Source organism: Streptococcus equinus (assembly GCF_900104225.1).
GTDB lineage: Bacteria > Bacillota > Bacilli > Lactobacillales > Streptococcaceae > Streptococcus > Streptococcus equinus_D.
The window spans coordinates 13960-30647 of the sequence record NZ_FNJK01000005.1 but is presented as its reverse complement, the minus strand read 5'-3'; the positions used below and the strand labels follow the sequence as shown (position 1 = coordinate 30647).

Sequence of the window (16688 nt, the reverse complement as noted above, 5' to 3'; positions counted from 1 at the left end):
CAATGATATTAGTAGAATGCTTAACATCAAAATGATATTAAGCACACACAAGAGGCGAAGTTACAAACTCCGCCTCCTTCTACTTATTTTATATTATAGTAACATAATTTGATGTCCTTGACAAGTCAAAAGCTTATTAGACTAGGAAAAATCATCCTTTACCAGAAAGAATATCTGATGTTTTGTAAACTCCTGGAGCATACGTCCGTCCAAAAAGTTTCTTAGTCAAAGCATTGAAAGTGTAGTGATCATCCAAAATCACCACTTCATCGTAAGTCTTCAATAAGGCAATGAAATCTTTATCTGTGAAGTTAAAATCATCTCTAGCTTCAATATTTTCATTCCAAAGATAATAACTTGTTGCATTATCATTATAAGACTTCATCAAATCTAAGAATTCTTTATCTGCTGAGACAAAATTTTCCCTAGCATCAACATTAACATCCCAAAGATAATAACGACTAGCATATTGAACAAAGAAACTATCTACATGTTCTTTATCAGCTGTTACAACAAGAATTCGTTTTTTCGTTGAATTCATGTTATTTCCAGTGAGCTTGTGAAGCTCTTTAGAAACCTTATTCGTTTCTTGATTATTATTAAAGACAATGCTGTTGTTTTCAGATAACAACATTCCCACTGCGTAAACTGTTAATCCCAAAGTTGCGTATTGGTACAAGCGTTTATTCCACAAGCTCTTATAGGATTTGGCATTACGTTGACTAATGGTTTGTTCATAAAGGGATTTGTCCATTTCCCAAGCAAGTGCCATAACCAGATAACCAAAAGCAAAGATAACCATACTTGAAGCATAGCGTTCAAAACCAGCTAACTCTAAAGCCTCATCTGTCGGCATAGCTGTTAGATACATCAAGAGAATACTAATATAGTAAATCACAATGGAAATATCAATAAACAACCATGTAACCAAAACATTCTTGATATGTTTTAAATTTTCCTAGAAGCATACAACCTCACTATTCTAAGCAAGCTCTAAATCACTTGCTAATATCACCTAAATAACGTTTTCTAACAACATACCGCCATTAACTCTAGTGAGTTTTCCTTTTCATAATACAATTGATTTTCCATTACTTGATGATTAAAATCATTAAAGATGCAAAAAACGCCCCAAAATCATGCAAACTCAAAATTCAAAGGACGTTTTTCTCTATATTCAATTGTCTAGAGGAAGAAAATCAACTGATAAGCTTAACCTCTCCCCATATAATTAGTAATTTATTTCACTACTATTATACCATTTTTATCACTGAAATTGTGCTTCTACGCGATAAATGACTTGACCTTTTTTAGAAAATTTCTCTTCATATTCAGTCATGACATTTCCTTCAAAATCACTAGCATGTAAGTCCAACCAAACTTGTTTTAAAATCATGCCATATTGTGAGAAACTTGCCAAACTGTATTCGAACAAGCCACGATTATCAGTTTTGAAGTGAATTTCACCATGTTCCGGTAAAATTTGACGATAAGTATCTAAAAATGTTTTATAAGTCAAACGACGTTTTTCATGACGTTTTTTAGGCCATGGATCTGAGAAATTCAAATACATCAAATCAATCTCGCCATCCGCAAAATAATTTGTCAAATCAGAACCATCAACTAGCAACAAACGAACATTTGGTGCCTGACTATCCAAAACTTTATCCAAAGCATAGCTAAGTACTGATACTTGAATGTCAATTCCGATATAGTTAATATCTGGATTTTGCAAAGCCATTCCTGTAATGAAAGCCCCTTTTCCTGAACCAACTTCAATATGGATTGGGTTATCATTACCAAAAACTTCACGCCAATGACCTTTTGCTTCTTCTGGATTTAAGATAACATAGTGTGGGTTATTTTCTAAGTGCTCCTCAGCACCCTTACGTTTTCTAACTCGCATTATTTCTTTTTATTAACTAACTCCCTAAATTTTCGTAAGCCGTAAATTTCTTGGTTAACATGCTCCATATCTCGTTTGTCAAAGCATTTCAAAATTTGTGAAAGATATGAGAACTGTCCATACCATGCTACTTTACTGCGTACTTTTTCATTGTCTTTATAGCCATAATAATTCAACCACTCACCCCAACGTGTGTAAGGAATGTAGTGACTCAAAAGAAAGGCTACGTCGTACATTCGATCTGTCAAACGAACAGAATCCCAATCAACAAGATAAATCATACCACTTGTTGTGATGACCCAGTTACTGTGTTTGATATCACCGTGTACAATGGTCGCAACTTCAGAACGAAATTCTGGTAAGCTACGTTTTAATTCTTTTACAATACCTTGCAAATAAGTATTTTCACGAATTTGCAATGGTGCATTCTTTTCCCAATCAACCAATAAATCATATGGATTTTCAATCTTATAGTTTAACTGTAGTAATTGGTTAACCAATGGTCGTGACTTGTGTAAACGCAAAAGAATATGGACAATTTGTTTACTACCCATATCCTCTTTAGTCAAAATTCTTCCATCAAGCCATTCCTGTGCACTCATTGTATCGCCATTACCTGTACGTCGCACCCACAATAATTGCGGAGCAATCTGCTCTTTAGCAAGAGCTGGTAAAATTGGTGTCGTGTTAAACTTGATAAAGATTTTTTCACCGTTTGGATATTGACCAATAAAGGCTTTACCACTTTTACCTCGAAGCGGTGTCATTGTCAATTCCTGATCTGATACTGTTGTCACCTGTCTGCCCCCCTTTTCTTTCTTATATAATACGATTCGTCACTTTTTATTTTACTTGTTTTACAGTTCCTAGTCAATCATCTTCGCAATTTTGTAAGGAAGATAACATTCTGTAACAATTATTGTAACCAAAACAAGAAGCCCTGCTGCCTTCAAAGAAAAGCAAAGTAACAATTCAATCACACAAATCAAATAAGATAAACGTTTCAATAATGCCTTTAAATTAGCCAACTTTTGTTTTTCTGAAATGGGGTATAATCGTGTTAAATATTGATAATCAAAATGACTGACAAGTCCTAGCAACTGAAAAAGCAAGAGATAATTAAAAATCGAAGCAAGACCAGCTGCCACCAAATGATTCGGAATAAATACCAAAGCTAAAACACTTAGAAGTACCAAACGAATAGTCAAGGCTAGATAATCTGAACTTCGAAGAAAAGCGCGCAGGTATAAATTTGACCAAGTTTTGTCATGACGTTTTTTAACCAAACTAAGAATCTTATCTAAGTAAGCGCGTCGTTTGACACTGGCTGAAATTCCTTTAACCGTTGTAAAGAGGGCAAAGAATTTTAAGATAGCTTGACGACGCTTATTTTCATAGGTAATCGCCGCCTCCCAAGAAAAATGTCCATCTCTAAAAAAGACTTTTTCTTTTCTTAGCATGATAAACCACTTAATACCAATCAGCACTAACAAAAGCGCAGCAAAAATTGGCACTGTTACACCCAACTTAAAGAAAATAGGAGCTAGAAGTAACAAAACAGCCGTTTGTAAAAATGACCAAATTCCAAAAGAACGAATTCTTGCCAGATGAATCCAAACAACCACTTCTTGTTCCTTAGGCAGGTAAAATAACTTATCTGGCGCTTCAATATAAGTCGCAATTCTCCCAAGACTAAGCAGAAGAACTGTCACAATTACCAGAATCACATCAATCCAGATTGTTTGTTTTGGAAAATGTTTTAACAATTCCCCGTATTGGACCATTAAGAAACCTGATAAAAACAACAAAACCAGTACAAAATGATCGTTCAATACATAACGTAAGTATTTCAGACATTGCCCTAAAAAGAGGCTACGTCGTTTTAGAAAAACTTCTTTCATCTCTATCCCTCTTTAGTTAAAGCCATGTAAATATCATTTAAACTAGCATCTGCCTGACCGAAAGCTTGACGCAATTCAACCAAATTTCCCACAGCACGCACTTGACCATGATGCAAAATCACAAAACGGTCACACATTTTTTCAGCAGCATCTAAAACGTGTGTTGACATCAAGATAGCTTTTCCTTTAGCCTTTTCTTGTGCTAACAAATCCGTCAAATCAGAAATCGCCAAAGGATCTAGTCCCAAAAATGGTTCATCAACGATAAACAAATGAGGATCAATCATAAAGGCGCAGACAATCATAACCTTTTGCTTCATCCCTTTTGAGAAATTAATTGGGAACCAATCCAGCTTATCAGACAAACGAAAAAGTTTTAATAATTCTTTCGCACGCGCCATTGCTTGATCAAAATCAAGATCATAAGCCATAGCAACCGTCTCTAAATGTTCACGCAAAGTCAACTCTTCATAGAGGCTCGGTGTTTCAGGAATGAAACCAATCTTTTTACGATAATCCGCTTGATTGTCAGCCAAAGTCAAACCATCCAAAGTAATTTTTCCTTGATACGGTGTCAAAAGCCCGATAATTTCATTAATGGTAGTTGATTTACCAGCACCATTAAGACCAATCAAACCGACCAACTCACCGTCGCCAACTTCAAATGAAATATTTTTTAAAACAGGGATATTAATGTATCCACCTGTGACATTTTCAATTTTTAACATAAGATACCCACAATTTTTTGATATAATAATTATAACAAAATCAAAGGATTATAGGTGATTCAAATGGAAAATTGCATCTTTTGTAAAATTATCGCAGGTGACATTCCCTCATCAAAAGTTTATGAAGACGATAAAGTCTTAGCTTTCTTAGACATTTCACAAACCACTAAAGGACACACACTCCTTATTCCAAAAGAACATGTTAGAAATGTCCTTGAAATGTCAGAAGAAACATCACAAGAACTCTTTGCACGTTTACCAAAAGTTGCGCGTGCTGTTCAAAAAGCAACAGGTGCAGTTGGAATGAATATCGTTAACAACAACGAAGAAATTGCTGGACAAACTGTTTTCCATGCACACATCCATCTTATTCCACGTTATGCTAAAGATGATGAATTTGCCATCAACTTTACAGAACATGAACCAGATTTCGAAGCTCTTGGAAAATTGGCAGAACAAATTGCTAAAGAGGTAGAAGCATGAAATTAGGCCATCTTGTCGCATTTGGCCTTGCAAGCTGCGCTGGTTTTGCAGCCTACCAAATTTACCAAAAGCGCGATCAAATCAAAGCAGATATTGCTGACGCTAACGAAATCAGCGATAAAATTGCTGAAGATATCACAAAAATTCATCATACCATTGAAGATATCAATCAACAATTACCAAAACTACAAACAATTAGCCAAGAGTTAGATTACAAATGCCGCTTATTTGAACAAGAAACAAATAGCCGTCTGGAACAAATCAAAACAACTTTGGCAAAATATCAAGAAAGTGATCAAAATTAAAAGAGTTCGGATTTTCCGAACTCTTTTAATTTAATATTATTAATCAAAAAACCGACCAATGGTCGGCTTTTTTAGCTTAATATGAGTAAGCAGTATCTGCTGAGTAGGTGTCAGTTGTGTAGTCACTGTAACCACTATCGCTATAATCGCTATAGCCACTGTCATAGCTTGAACTATAGCCACTATCGTAACTACTGTAGTCAGAACTATAACCATAACCTGTACCATAAAGGTTTTCAGAAAGAACAGCAGTTGTTTTTAGTTCAGTACTTTCTTCTAGACCAAGTTGTTTCTTGATGCGGTTTTGAACTTCAAGCAAATGATCTGAACTTACAATTTGGTATGAAACCTCATTAATCATTTGACCTTCACCCTCTAATTGATAAGTCTCGATATTTTTAAGAGAATCCGCATAACCAAGAAGGCTTGGAATAGTACTTGATGAAATTTCAACGTTTGTTTGCATATTCTTACTTACAGCAGAAAGAATCTTCTTGTATGATGATACACTATCAAGCGCTAAAATTTTCTTAAGAACTTTTTGAATCACTTCACGTTGACGTTGTTGACGACCATAGTCCCCTTTTGGATCTTGGTGACGCATACGTGCATAAACCAAAGCTTGGTCACCATTGATTTTATGAGTTCCTGGCTCAATTGATGACGTATATTCAGGCTCTGTTTCTTCAATTGAGATAGGGAAATCAAAATCATTGGTTACTGTGATACCACCCACAGCATTAACCAAGTCAACTAGACCTTGCATATTGATTTGCATATAATAATCAATCTTAATGTCTAACAAATCCTGAATCGTCATGATAGCCATTTGGGCACCACCTGAAGCGTAAGCCGCATTCAACTTAGCTTGAACACCATTCATGTCGTTATTTTCAGGACCTGTCAATTCAATCAAAATATCACGTTCAAGACTAGTCATCGTTGTTGTCTTGGTTTTAGGATTAACAGTTACTAAAATCATTGAGTCACTGTTACCTTCCCAAGTTGAATGACGTTCAGAATCTCCTGTATCAACTCCCATCAAAAGGATTGAAAAAGGTTTTGTCTGCTTGATAGCATTGCTACTTGAACCAGACGTTTTGTAATCTTTAAACGTTTTTGAGAGCTCACTTGTTGAGAAATTGTAAGCACTTGTAATATAAACACCTAATGCAACAATTGTTGTCACAAAGATTGCTGCTATCATGAGCAGAATTTTTTTTCCGAGTTTCATTTGTTTACTTTTAGTCTATCAACCTACTCATCAAGTAGACGTCAAGAAATTCTCCATCTTTAGTTTTTGCGCCACGTTCCTTAGTAGCTTCAATCTTAAAACCGAACTTTTCATAAAGGTGAATAGCTCTGCTATTTCTAGCTTGAACTGTTAATTCCAAACGACGAATCACTGGCGTGTGGTAAGCCCAGTCAAGAGCAACTTCCATAAGAAGTGAACCAAGACCATATCCCCAATAGTTTTCTTGAACAGCAATAAAAACATCGCCAATGTGATCTGTCTGTGGTGAGTTAGTACTAGATATATTTAAAACACCAGCTAACTCTTGACCAACTCTTACTACCAGACAAATTTCATTAACAGATGCAAGATGTCGCTCCAAAAAGATTTCCATCTCTTCTTGCGATAAAAGCGTCTCTGCAACAACAAAATCCGTCTCTGAGCTAACCTGCTCAAGCAAGTCAACTAAGGCTTTGGCATCAGTAAGCTGTGCTTCTTCAACGATTACCTCTTGTTCAGCCACGTTCTATAGCCTCCAGAAGCTCCTTACTTCGTGGGCCATTAGACTGTAGCTCAATGTCACGACCATCTCCTGAAGGAGTGATAATGATTTCTAAGTAATCGCCGAGTAAATCCTCTTCTAAAAGTTCACCCCATTCAATCACGGCAACACCATCGCCATACAAGAAATCATCCAAATCAATAGAATCTGGATCATTTCCGATACGGTAAACATCTAAATGATAGAGCGGTAAACGCCCCTCGTATTCCCGAACAATCGTATAGGTAGGACTCTTAATCATCTGATCGATATCAAGCCCCTTTGCGATTCCTTTGGTTAATGTCGTTTTACCAGCACCAAGAGTTCCTGTTAATACCAGAACATCTCCTGCTTGTAATTTTCGACCGAGCCGATAGCCATATGCCATCAACTCATCTTCATTATGACTATAAAACATGAAACCATTATATCAAAATTCTCTCTAGCTTCCAAGTCTCGCCAGTTTTTTCGTAAACGGTTTTATCAGACATTTTAAAAGAAGCTAATCATGGCAAGGCTTACAACATTTTTTATTATAAAAAAAGCTGAAGGCGAGAGAACTTTTACCTTCAGATTTTTGTCAAAAACTATATTTTTATAAAATTGCCAAGCTGACAAAGTTAAGAATAAACAAGAAGTCTAGAATCCACATAATAGCGTGAACTTCTTTTGCTTGACCTTTTACAATTTTAACCAATGTGTAAGTGATGAATCCAGCAGCGATACCATAAGTAATGCTGTAGCTGAATCCCATAAAGATTGATGTAAAGAATGCTGGAACTGCTTCACCAAGATCGTCCCATTTAACATTTTTAAGGTTTGAAAGCATCATAACACCAACAATGATAAGAATTGGAGCTGTTGCTTGAGTAGGAACGATTGATACAAGTGGGCTAAAGAAGCTTGAGACTGCAAAGAGAACAGCAACTGTAAGAGCAGTCAAACCAGTACGACCACCAGCACCGATACCTGCAGCTGATTCAACGTAAGTTGTTACGTTTGAAGTACCAGCAATGGCACCAAATGTTGTTGCTACCAAGTCAGAGTAAAGAGCACGATCAAGAGATTGTGATTCTTTATTGTCACCTGTTGAAGCAATGATACCAACTTTTTCACCAGTACCAACAAGTGTACCGATTGTATCGAAGATATCTGTCAATGAGAAAGCAAGGATTGCCATCAAGACACCTGGGATACGTGAAGCATCTGAGAACAATGAACCAAGACCTTGGCTACCAAGAGCAACACCAAAGATTTCTTTCAAGTCTTTGAATGAAGCAGATAAGTTAGTTGCAGCCCAGTTGATTGATCCAAGATCAACAACACCAATTAAAATACCAACAACTGTAGTTGCAGCAATTGAAAGGATAACACCACCACGAATTCCTTTAACGATAAAGAAGATTGAGATAGCAAGACCAATCAAAGCAAGGATAACACCTGGTGTGTTAAAAGCGACCAAACCTGGTGTAGCTGATGCGTTAGCTGTAATTGAAGCAAGACCTTTATCAGCACCAGTACCAGCAACTGTATAAGTACCAGCATCGATAGAGAATTTCAAGAAGCCGGCATTTTTAATACCAACATAAGCAAGGAAAATACCGATACCAGCTGAAATAGCTGATTTCAATGCTGCTGGGATTGATTCAATAATCAATTTACGAACTTTAGTCACTGTAATAACAAGTGAGATAAGTCCGCAGATGAAGACCATCGCAAGAGCTTCTTGCCAAGAGTAACCTAGTGAAAAGACAACTGTATATGTGAAGAAGGCGTTAAGTCCCATACCTGGTGCTTGTGCATATGGAAGATTAGCGTAGAAGGCCATCATCAATGTACCAACGACAGCACCAATAATTGTGGCAAGGAACACACCTTGGGCAGGCATTCCAGCTTGTGAAAGGATTGATGGGTTAACAAACAATACATATGACATTGCAAAGAATGTTGTTAAACCAGCAGTTACTTCTGTACGAACATCTGTACCATGTTCTTTAAGTTTAAAAAACTTTTCCATTTTTAAATGGTTTCTCCTTTAATAAGGTTAATTGATAGTCGCTTTTTCTTCTATTTCCGAACGACTTATATATTCTACCAAAAGATTGTTCAGTTTTCAATAACTTTATTTAAAATTTTCACGATCTAAAAAGATAAGACATAAAATCTGTAAAAAAGTAAAGCCAAGCACGAAATGAACAGCATTCCAGCTAATGACATTTAAGATTTCATCAATGACAAGACCTGGTCTAGTAAAAATATCCCAAGAATTTAATCGTGCATAGCGTCCAATATGAATCGCGAAACTCGAAACAAAAGATAGGATTGCAATAAAAAACATTCGGATATAATAATTTTTGATTTTAAAAGTCACCACAATGTTCTTAACACTTTCAATCCCACATAGAACCCCAAATAAAATACTAGACACGTACAACATGTACAAAATCAAACTAGTTTTGTTCCATAAAACCGAATCCGTAAAGTTCATATGAACAATATCTGTCAACATATAAAAAGTGTTCGGGTAAAAAAACAACCATAAGAGACTACTTGCCCCTCTCACCACTTTTTGTTTTGTAAAATAAGAAAGGAGTGAAAAATCAAGAGCCAGTAGCGCCAGAAACATATTCCAAACCAGATCCGGGCCTCGCAAATGATAATAATAAATACCAAACGAAATGATTCCAAAAAAGATATGAATCATAACATTCTTTTTAACCATATCTTCTCCCCCTTTCTTAAGGCTTATTATAGCAAAAAAGCATTGAAATTACCCTTAAAAGCAAGTAAAGGAGATGAGAAACTCTCACCTCCTTTTGACTTTTATCAATCATTATCAAGCACGACAAACATCATTACTTGAACAACCATTAAACCGATAATAAATGGCATATTAATAGTCGATAATGCTTTGGCTGCTTCTTCAAAAATATTCAAATGCTGATTAACAATAACCTTCCAAGTAATTCCCAATGTTCGGAGTACTTGAAATAGCAAACTAGCAAAAAAAGCTACTCCCATCACAAAGAATACTTGAATGTATTGATTTAACTTCAAAGGTTTTAAAATCATTCGCAAGCTCAAAGTTCCTGCAACCAATGAAAAAACAAGAACTGCTAGGTAAATCATAAATGATGTCATACCATCTGATGACCATAAAACCGATGTTGCCCATGATGTATCTGCCACACTGAACAAAACATTTAAGTTATTTGGGTAGAAAAAGCACCACAAAACAAATGCAGCTACACGTAACACAATATGTTTAAAATAAAAAAAGAAAAATCCCATTTCCACTGCTAACAACGAAAACAGCACATCATTCATAAGACCATCACTATTTACATGGAAAAACGTAATGCTCAAAATAATTCCTAAAGCAAACACATGGCTCCAAAAAATTTTATACATTAACTTGTAACCTCATTTTTTATTAAAACCATTATACCATAATACTTTTCTTTTTCTTTGCTAGTCTTTTTTGTTATAATAACACCTATGACAAAGAAAAAAATGATTGCTCTTGATTTGGATGGAACACTACTGCGTAGTGATAATACCATTTCAGATTATACTGTTAATACCATTAAAAAAATACAAGAAAAAGGTCACAAAGTTGTTATTGCAACTGGTCGTCCATATCGCATGGCGCTCGACCACTACAAACGACTCCAACTTGAAACACCAATGATTACCTTTAATGGTTCATTGACTCATCTTCCTGGAAAAAAATGGGAATTTGAACACAGCGTAACCATTAATAAAAAGTATCTTCTTGATGTTCTAGATATGCAAAAAAGTGTTCAAGCTGACTTTATCGCAAGTGAATATCGTAAGAAATTCTACATTAGCGCTGAAAATCACGACGTCGTTAATCCACAACTTTTTGGAGTTGAAGAAATTACGGATAACATGACCCTCGATATCAATAAAATCACTAAAAATCCTAACGGAATTTTGATGCAAACACGCCACGAAGACAAATACCTACTTGCTGATGAGATGCGAAAATTCTTCAACCATGAAATCGAAATTGATTCTTGGGGCGGTCCACTCAACATCTTAGAATTCTCACCAAAAGGTATCAATAAAGCTTATGCTTTAAAATACCTATTAAAAAGTCTCAACATGGATAGAGATGATTTGATTGCCTTTGGTGATGAACACAATGATACTGAGATGCTTTCTTTTGCAGGAACTGGTTATGCAATGAAAAATGCTAGTCAGGTTCTCCTACCATTTGCTGACAAACAGACAGACTTCACCAACGAAGAAGATGGTGTTGCGAAAGAATTAGCGAAAATTTTTCTATAAATTTCTGAAAAACTTCTTTTTAAGAAGTTTTTTCTTTTTTTCATCACTTTCAAAACATTTTCATATTTTTTTCAAAGAATATATCGTTTTATCCGAACATTATCTTGCGTTTTATCCAATTTAATCGCTTTATTTTGCGAGTTTCTGAAAATTTTTCATGATTTCTGTTATTTTTTCTCAAAAAGCTATTGCATTTTTTGTGAAAACGTTTTACAATAATATCGTTCTTAAAATTTCCTTGGAACGGAAAAGAATTGCCGGGCTTGCCCGGAAGGAGATTATTCTTTTTTGTTTCAACGAAAAATAATCATAAGGAGGAAGAACAAGAATGGGTATCGGTATTATTATTGCCAGCCATGGTAAATTTGCTGAAGGTATTCATCAATCAGGTTCTATGATCTTTGGTGACCAAGAAAAAGTTCAAGTTGTAACTTTCATGCCAAGTGAAGGACCAGATGATTTATATGCACACTTCAACGATGCTATCGCACAATTTGATGCTGATGATGAAATCCTCGTACTAGCTGACCTTTGGAGTGGTTCTCCATTTAACCAAGCTAGTCGCGTTATGGGTGAAAATCCAGAACGCAAGATGGCTATCATTACAGGTCTTAATTTGCCAATGCTTATCCAAGCCTACACTGAGCGTATGATGGACGCAAATGCAGGTGTTGAACAAGTTGCCGCAAATATCATTAAAGAGTCTAAAGACGGTGTTAAAGCACTTCCTGAAGAACTCAACCCTGCTGAAACAGCTGCTGCTGCACCTGCTGCACAAGCTGCCCCTCAAGGTGCTATTCCTGAAGGAACTGTCATCGGTGATGGTAAACTTAAAATCAACCTCGCTCGTATCGACACACGTCTTCTTCACGGACAAGTTGCAACAAACTGGACTCCAGCTTCTAAAGCTGACCGTATCATCGTTGCATCTGACACTGTATCTAAAGATGAATTGCGTAAAGGCTTGATTAAACAAGCAGCACCAAACGGTGTTAAAGCAAACGTTGTTCCAATCAAGAAATTGATTGAAGCTTCTAAAGACCCTCGTTTTGGTAACACACACGCACTTATCTTGTTTGAAACACCTCAAGAAGCTCTTGAAGCTATCGAAGGCGGTGTGCCAATCAAAGAACTTAACGTCGGTTCAATGGCTCACTCAACAGGTAAAACAATGGTTAACAACGTATTGTCTATGGACAAAGATGACGTTGCTACATTTGAAAAATTACGTGACCTTGGCGTAACATTCGATGTTCGTAAAGTCCCTAATGATTCTAAAAAAGACTTGTTTGATCTAATCAAAAAAGCAAACGTTCAATAATTTTTGAATGAAGCTTCAGACAGGAACAAAAAGTAAGCGTTTCTATGAAGGGCTTTCACCTGTCAGAAAGATTCAAACTTCCTGTTTTTATCCAAAACATGTAAGCCGTGGTTTCTGGCTTACAATTGCACATTGAAAACTTTTATAAACGAAAGGAACTAGAATAATGTCAGTTATTTCTATGATTTTAGTCGTTGTAGTTGCCTTCTTCGCTGGTCTTGAAGGTATCCTTGACGAATTCCAATTCCACCAACCACTAGTTGCCTGCACACTTATCGGTCTTGTTACTGGTAACCTTGAAGCAGGTATCATCCTTGGCGGTTCTCTACAAATGATCGCTCTTGGTTGGGCTAACATTGGTGCCGCTGTTGCACCTGATGCTGCCCTTGCTTCTGTAGCTGCTGCTATCATCATGGTTAAAGGTGGAGACTTCACTTCTAAAGGTATCGCAGTTGCAACAGCAACAGCTATCCCTCTTGCCGTTGCAGGTCTTTTCCTTACTATGCTTGTTCGTACTGCTTCTGTTGCCCTTGTTCACGGTGCTGACGCTGCCGCTAAAGATGGTAACATCGCTGCAGTTGAACGTACTCACTTGGTAGCTCTATTCCTTCAAGGTCTTCGTATTGCTGTTCCTGCTGCTCTTCTTCTTGCAGTACCAACTTCAGCAGTACAATCTATCCTTAACGCTATGCCAGACTGGTTGTCAGGTGGTATGGCTGTCGGTGGTGGTATGGTTGTTGCCGTAGGTTACGCTATGGTTATCAACATGATGGCTACAAGCGAAGTATGGCCTTTCTTCGCTATCGGTTTTGCCGTTGCCGCTGTATCTGACCTTACTCTTATCGCCCTTGGTACAATTGGTGTTGCTCTTGCATTCATCTACCTTAACCTTTCAGAAAAAGGTGGAAATGGTGGCGGAACTGTTTCAGGTTCTGGTGACCCAATCGGCGACATCTTGGAAGACTACTAGAAAGGGGTACAAACATGGCTGAAAAACTTCAATTATCAAAATCTGATCGTCAAAAAGTTTGGTGGCGTTCTACTTTCCTACAAGGTTCTTGGAACTACGAACGTATGCAAAACTTAGGTTGGGCATACGCTTTGATCCCTGCCATCAAAAAACTTTATACATCTAAAGAAGACCGAGCTGCTGCTCTTGAACGTCACTTGGAATTCTTCAATACTCACCCATACGTTGCTGCTCCAATCATCGGTGTAACTCTTGCCCTTGAAGAAGAACGAGCAAATGGTGCTGAAATTGATGATACAGCTATCCAAGGGGTTAAAATCGGTATGATGGGACCTCTTGCTGGTGTTGGTGACCCAGTCTTCTGGTTTACAGTTCGTCCTATCCTTGGTGCCCTTGGTGCTTCACTTGCTATGGCAGGTAACATCGTTGGTCCACTTCTATTCTTCTTCGGATGGAACATCATCCGTATGGCATTCTTGTGGTACACTCAAGAACTTGGTTACAAAGCTGGTTCTGAAATCACAAAAGACCTTTCAGGTGGTATCATCCAAAAAATCACTAAAGGTGCTTCAATTCTTGGTATGTTCATCTTGGCTGTCTTGGTTGAACGTTGGGTATCAATTAACTTCACTGTTGATCTTCCTTCAACTAAACTTTCAGAAGGTGCTTACATCGAATTCCCTAAAGGAAACGTAACTGGTACTGAACTCCAAGGTATTCTTGGTAAAGTGGCTGATGGACTTAGCCTTTCACCAGAAAAAGCTAACACACTTCAAGGTCAATTGAACTCATTGATTCCTGGTTTGATGGGACTTGCTCTTACATTCCTTTGCATGTGGTTGCTTAAGAAAAAAGTTTCTCCAATCACAATCATCATCGGATTGTTCATCGTTGGTATCATCGCTCGTTTCTTCGGAATCATGTAATGAAAGAAAGGAAGGATTTCGGTCCTTCTTTTTTTATTATGTTATAATAGACTAAAAGCTAATTCAGAGGAGATTACATGGCACAATCACTTAACTCTACCGTGGAATTAACGACTACTGGTGTCTCTTACCTTGGTATGGGGGGGAAAGTTGGTAAATTCCTTCTCGGTAATAAAGGACTTGAATTCTATAGCGATGCTAACGTTGAAGATTATATTCAAATTCCTTGGGAAAACATCGAAAAAATCGGCGCTAACGTTTCTCGTAACAAAGTCAGCCGTCACTTTGAAGTCTTTACAGACAAAGGGAAATTTCTTTTTGCCTCAAAAGACTCAGGAAAAATCTTAAAAGTGGCTCGCCAACATATCGGAAACGACAAAGTTGTTCGTATGCTTACACTTGTTCAAGTCCTTATGAAAAAACTAACAGGATTTGTCAAAAAGAAATAAATCTAGTATAATAAATAGTACGGATAAGTAAGAGTGGAGCTCTTTCAGAAAGTCTGCGGTTGCTGTGAGCAGATAGAGCGACAGATCTGAAATTCTACCGTTATATCAATTAAGAATAGAAATTAAGTGCACAGGATGTGAAGCTGGATGGAACCGCGCGATTGCGCTCCAGCAGTTAACATGCTGTGCTTTTTGTTCATCTGGGCACAGCTAACCCTATGAGCGCTAAAAAAACTGGAGGAAACTTATGTTAGACATCAAACGTATTCGTAACGATTTCGACGAAGTGGCTAAAAAATTAGCTACACGTGGCGTTGCTGCTGAAAAACTTGCTGAACTTAAAGAACTTGACGACAAACGTCGTGAATTACTTGTTAAATCTGAATCAGCTAAAGCTGAACGTAACACTGCTTCTGCAGCTATCGCTCAAGCAAAACGCAACAAAGAAGATGCTTCTGAACAAATCGCTGCAATGCAAAAATTGTCAGCAGACATCAAAGCTACTGACGCTGAACTAGCTGAAATCGATGAAAAATTATCTGAATTCACAGCAACACTTCCAAACATCCCAGCTGCTGATGTTCCTGTCGGTGCTGACGAAGACGAAAACGTTGAAGTTCGTCGTTGGGGAACACCTCGTGAATTTGACTTTGATATCAAAGCTCACTGGGATCTTGGTGAAGACCTTGACATCCTTGACTGGGAACGTGGTGCAAAAGTTACTGGTTCTCGTTTCCTATTCTACAAAGGTCTTGGAGCTCGCCTAGAACGCGCTATCTACAACTTCATGTTGGATGAACACGCAAAAGAAGGCTACACAGAAGTTATTCCTCCATACATGGTAAACCACGACTCTATGTTTGGTACTGGTCAATATCCAAAATTCAAAGAAGATACATTTGAATTGGCTGATTCTGACTACGTTCTTATCCCAACTGCTGAAGTCCCACTTACAAACTACTACCGTGGTGAAATCCTTGACGGTAAAGAACTTCCAGTTTACTTCACAGCGATGAGCCCATCATTCCGTTCAGAAGCTGGTTCAGCTGGTCGTGACACACGTGGTTTGATTCGTCTTCACCAATTCCACAAAGTTGAAATGGTTAAATTTTCTAAACCAGAAACTTCATACGATGAATTGGAAAAAATGGTTGCTAACGCTGAAAATATTCTTCAAAAACTTGGTTTACCATACCGCGTTATCACATTATGTACTGGAGACATGGGATTCTCAGCTGCTAAAACTTACGACCTAGAAGTTTGGATTCCAGCTCAAAACACTTACCGTGAAATCTCAAGCTGTTCAAATACTGAAGATTTCCAAGCACGTCGTGCACAAATCCGTTACCGTGACGAAGCTGATGGTAAAGTTAAACTTCTTCACACTCTTAACGGTTCAGGTCTTGCTGTCGGACGTACAGTTGCTGCAATCCTTGAAAACTACCAAAACGAAGATGGTTCTGTAACAATTCCAGAAGTACTTCGTCCATACATGGGTGGAGCTGAAGTTATCTCACCTAAATAACAAAACAATCCTGCTAGTCAATTGATTAGCAGGTGTTTTTTTATCAGAAAAAAATCCCCTTGAACCATCCTCAAAATCAAGGAAA

General features: G+C 37.4%; 18 protein-coding genes and 1 pseudogene. 8 read left to right on the top strand and 11 right to left on the bottom strand.

The genetic code is table 11. The features are described 5' to 3' along the window. Positions 1–151: 151 nt before the first annotated feature. The 5 genes and pseudogenes from BLP98_RS07405 to BLP98_RS07385 all read right to left on the bottom strand — a co-directional run. Positions 152–952, bottom strand: a pseudogene (locus BLP98_RS07405) (hypothetical protein); the annotation flags it as partial. A 315-nt stretch (positions 953–1267) separates the two neighbouring features. Continuing rightward, complete coding sequence (gene trmB / locus BLP98_RS07400; RefSeq protein ID WP_039695961.1) at positions 1268–1906, bottom strand: tRNA (guanosine(46)-N7)-methyltransferase TrmB; 639 nt, start codon at positions 1904–1906, stop codon at positions 1268–1270. Next, positions 1906–2703 (bottom strand): cell cycle regulator CcrZ, encoded by a 798-nt coding sequence (ccrZ, locus tag BLP98_RS07395; RefSeq protein ID WP_419177416.1) that lies wholly within the window; start codon positions 2701–2703, stop codon positions 1906–1908. The genes trmB and ccrZ overlap by 1 nt, the downstream gene beginning before the upstream one ends. A 69-nt stretch (positions 2704–2772) precedes the next feature. After that, positions 2773–3807 (bottom strand): ABC transporter permease, encoded by a 1035-nt coding sequence (locus BLP98_RS07390; RefSeq protein WP_074482632.1) that lies wholly within the window; start codon positions 3805–3807, stop codon positions 2773–2775. Positions 3808–3809: 2 nt separating this feature from the next. After that, complete coding sequence (locus tag BLP98_RS07385; RefSeq protein WP_074482631.1) at positions 3810–4535, bottom strand: ABC transporter ATP-binding protein; 726 nt, start codon at positions 4533–4535, stop codon at positions 3810–3812. Positions 4536–4598: 63 nt separating this feature from the next. Between BLP98_RS07385 and BLP98_RS07380 the strand changes: the two genes are divergently transcribed. Both BLP98_RS07380 and BLP98_RS07375 read left to right on the top strand, forming a co-directional pair. Then, positions 4599–5018 (top strand): HIT family protein, encoded by a 420-nt coding sequence (locus BLP98_RS07380; RefSeq protein ID WP_074482630.1) that lies wholly within the window; start codon positions 4599–4601, stop codon positions 5016–5018. Continuing rightward, the gene (locus BLP98_RS07375) at positions 5015–5323 is read left to right on the top strand and encodes a hypothetical protein (RefSeq protein ID WP_074482629.1); all 309 of its coding nucleotides are present in this window, start codon (positions 5015–5017) and stop codon (positions 5321–5323) included. The genes BLP98_RS07380 and BLP98_RS07375 overlap by 4 nt, the downstream gene beginning before the upstream one ends. A gap of 76 nt (positions 5324–5399) precedes the next feature. Here the strand turns inward: BLP98_RS07375 and brpA are convergent, their stop codons facing one another. The 6 genes from brpA to BLP98_RS09590 all read right to left on the bottom strand — a co-directional run bounded on the left by brpA (position 5400) and on the right by BLP98_RS09590 (position 10287). Next, complete coding sequence (gene brpA, locus BLP98_RS07370) at positions 5400–6557, bottom strand: glycopolymer--peptidoglycan transferase LytR (protein ID WP_074482628.1); 1158 nt, start codon at positions 6555–6557, stop codon at positions 5400–5402. A 10-nt stretch (positions 6558–6567) separates the two neighbouring features. Beyond that, positions 6568–7080 carry a GNAT family N-acetyltransferase gene (locus BLP98_RS07365; protein ID WP_074482627.1) on the bottom strand — a complete coding sequence of 171 codons (513 nt, stop codon included), beginning with the start codon at positions 7078–7080 and terminating at the stop codon, positions 6568–6570. Continuing rightward, the gene (gene tsaE, locus BLP98_RS07360; protein WP_074482626.1) at positions 7073–7516 is read right to left on the bottom strand and encodes a tRNA (adenosine(37)-N6)-threonylcarbamoyltransferase complex ATPase subunit type 1 TsaE; all 444 of its coding nucleotides are present in this window, start codon (positions 7514–7516) and stop codon (positions 7073–7075) included. The genes BLP98_RS07365 and tsaE overlap by 8 nt, the downstream gene beginning before the upstream one ends. Before the next feature lie 177 nt (positions 7517–7693). Continuing rightward, positions 7694–9115 carry an NCS2 family permease gene (locus BLP98_RS07355; RefSeq protein WP_074482625.1) on the bottom strand — a complete coding sequence of 474 codons (1422 nt, stop codon included), beginning with the start codon at positions 9113–9115 and terminating at the stop codon, positions 7694–7696. Positions 9116–9220: 105 nt separating this feature from the next. Then, positions 9221–9820: a DUF1361 domain-containing protein gene (locus BLP98_RS07350; protein ID WP_074482624.1), complete on the bottom strand. Its 600-nt coding sequence runs from the start codon at positions 9818–9820 to the stop codon at positions 9221–9223. Positions 9821–9924: 104 nt separating this feature from the next. After that, complete coding sequence (locus BLP98_RS09590; protein ID WP_234792812.1) at positions 9925–10287, bottom strand: hypothetical protein; 363 nt, start codon at positions 10285–10287, stop codon at positions 9925–9927. A 309-nt stretch (positions 10288–10596) separates the two neighbouring features. On the opposite strand from BLP98_RS09590, the gene BLP98_RS07340 reads away from it, so the two are divergent. The 6 genes from BLP98_RS07340 (at position 10597) to serS (ending at position 16603) form a co-directional block, all read left to right on the top strand. Further along, positions 10597–11412: a Cof-type HAD-IIB family hydrolase gene (locus BLP98_RS07340; protein ID WP_074482622.1), complete on the top strand. Its 816-nt coding sequence runs from the start codon at positions 10597–10599 to the stop codon at positions 11410–11412. Between the two features lie 328 nt (positions 11413–11740). Further along, positions 11741–12733, top strand: a complete 993-nt coding sequence (locus BLP98_RS07335) for a PTS sugar transporter subunit IIB (RefSeq protein ID WP_074482621.1) — start codon at positions 11741–11743, stop codon at positions 12731–12733. A 166-nt stretch (positions 12734–12899) separates the two neighbouring features. Further along, positions 12900–13703 (top strand): PTS mannose/fructose/sorbose transporter subunit IIC, encoded by an 804-nt coding sequence (locus tag BLP98_RS07330; RefSeq protein WP_074482620.1) that lies wholly within the window; start codon positions 12900–12902, stop codon positions 13701–13703. Positions 13704–13717: 14 nt separating this feature from the next. Continuing rightward, a complete protein-coding gene (locus BLP98_RS07325; protein WP_039695974.1) occupies positions 13718–14629 on the top strand; it encodes a PTS system mannose/fructose/sorbose family transporter subunit IID in 912 nt (303 codons plus the stop codon). Between the two features lie 77 nt (positions 14630–14706). Continuing rightward, a complete protein-coding gene (locus BLP98_RS07320) occupies positions 14707–15078 on the top strand; it encodes a DUF956 family protein (protein ID WP_003067503.1) in 372 nt (123 codons plus the stop codon). A 247-nt stretch (positions 15079–15325) separates the two neighbouring features. Continuing rightward, positions 15326–16603, top strand: coding sequence for a serine--tRNA ligase (gene serS, locus BLP98_RS07315; RefSeq protein WP_039695976.1), 1278 nt, complete (start codon positions 15326–15328; stop codon positions 16601–16603). Positions 16604–16688: the final 85 nt, after the last annotated feature.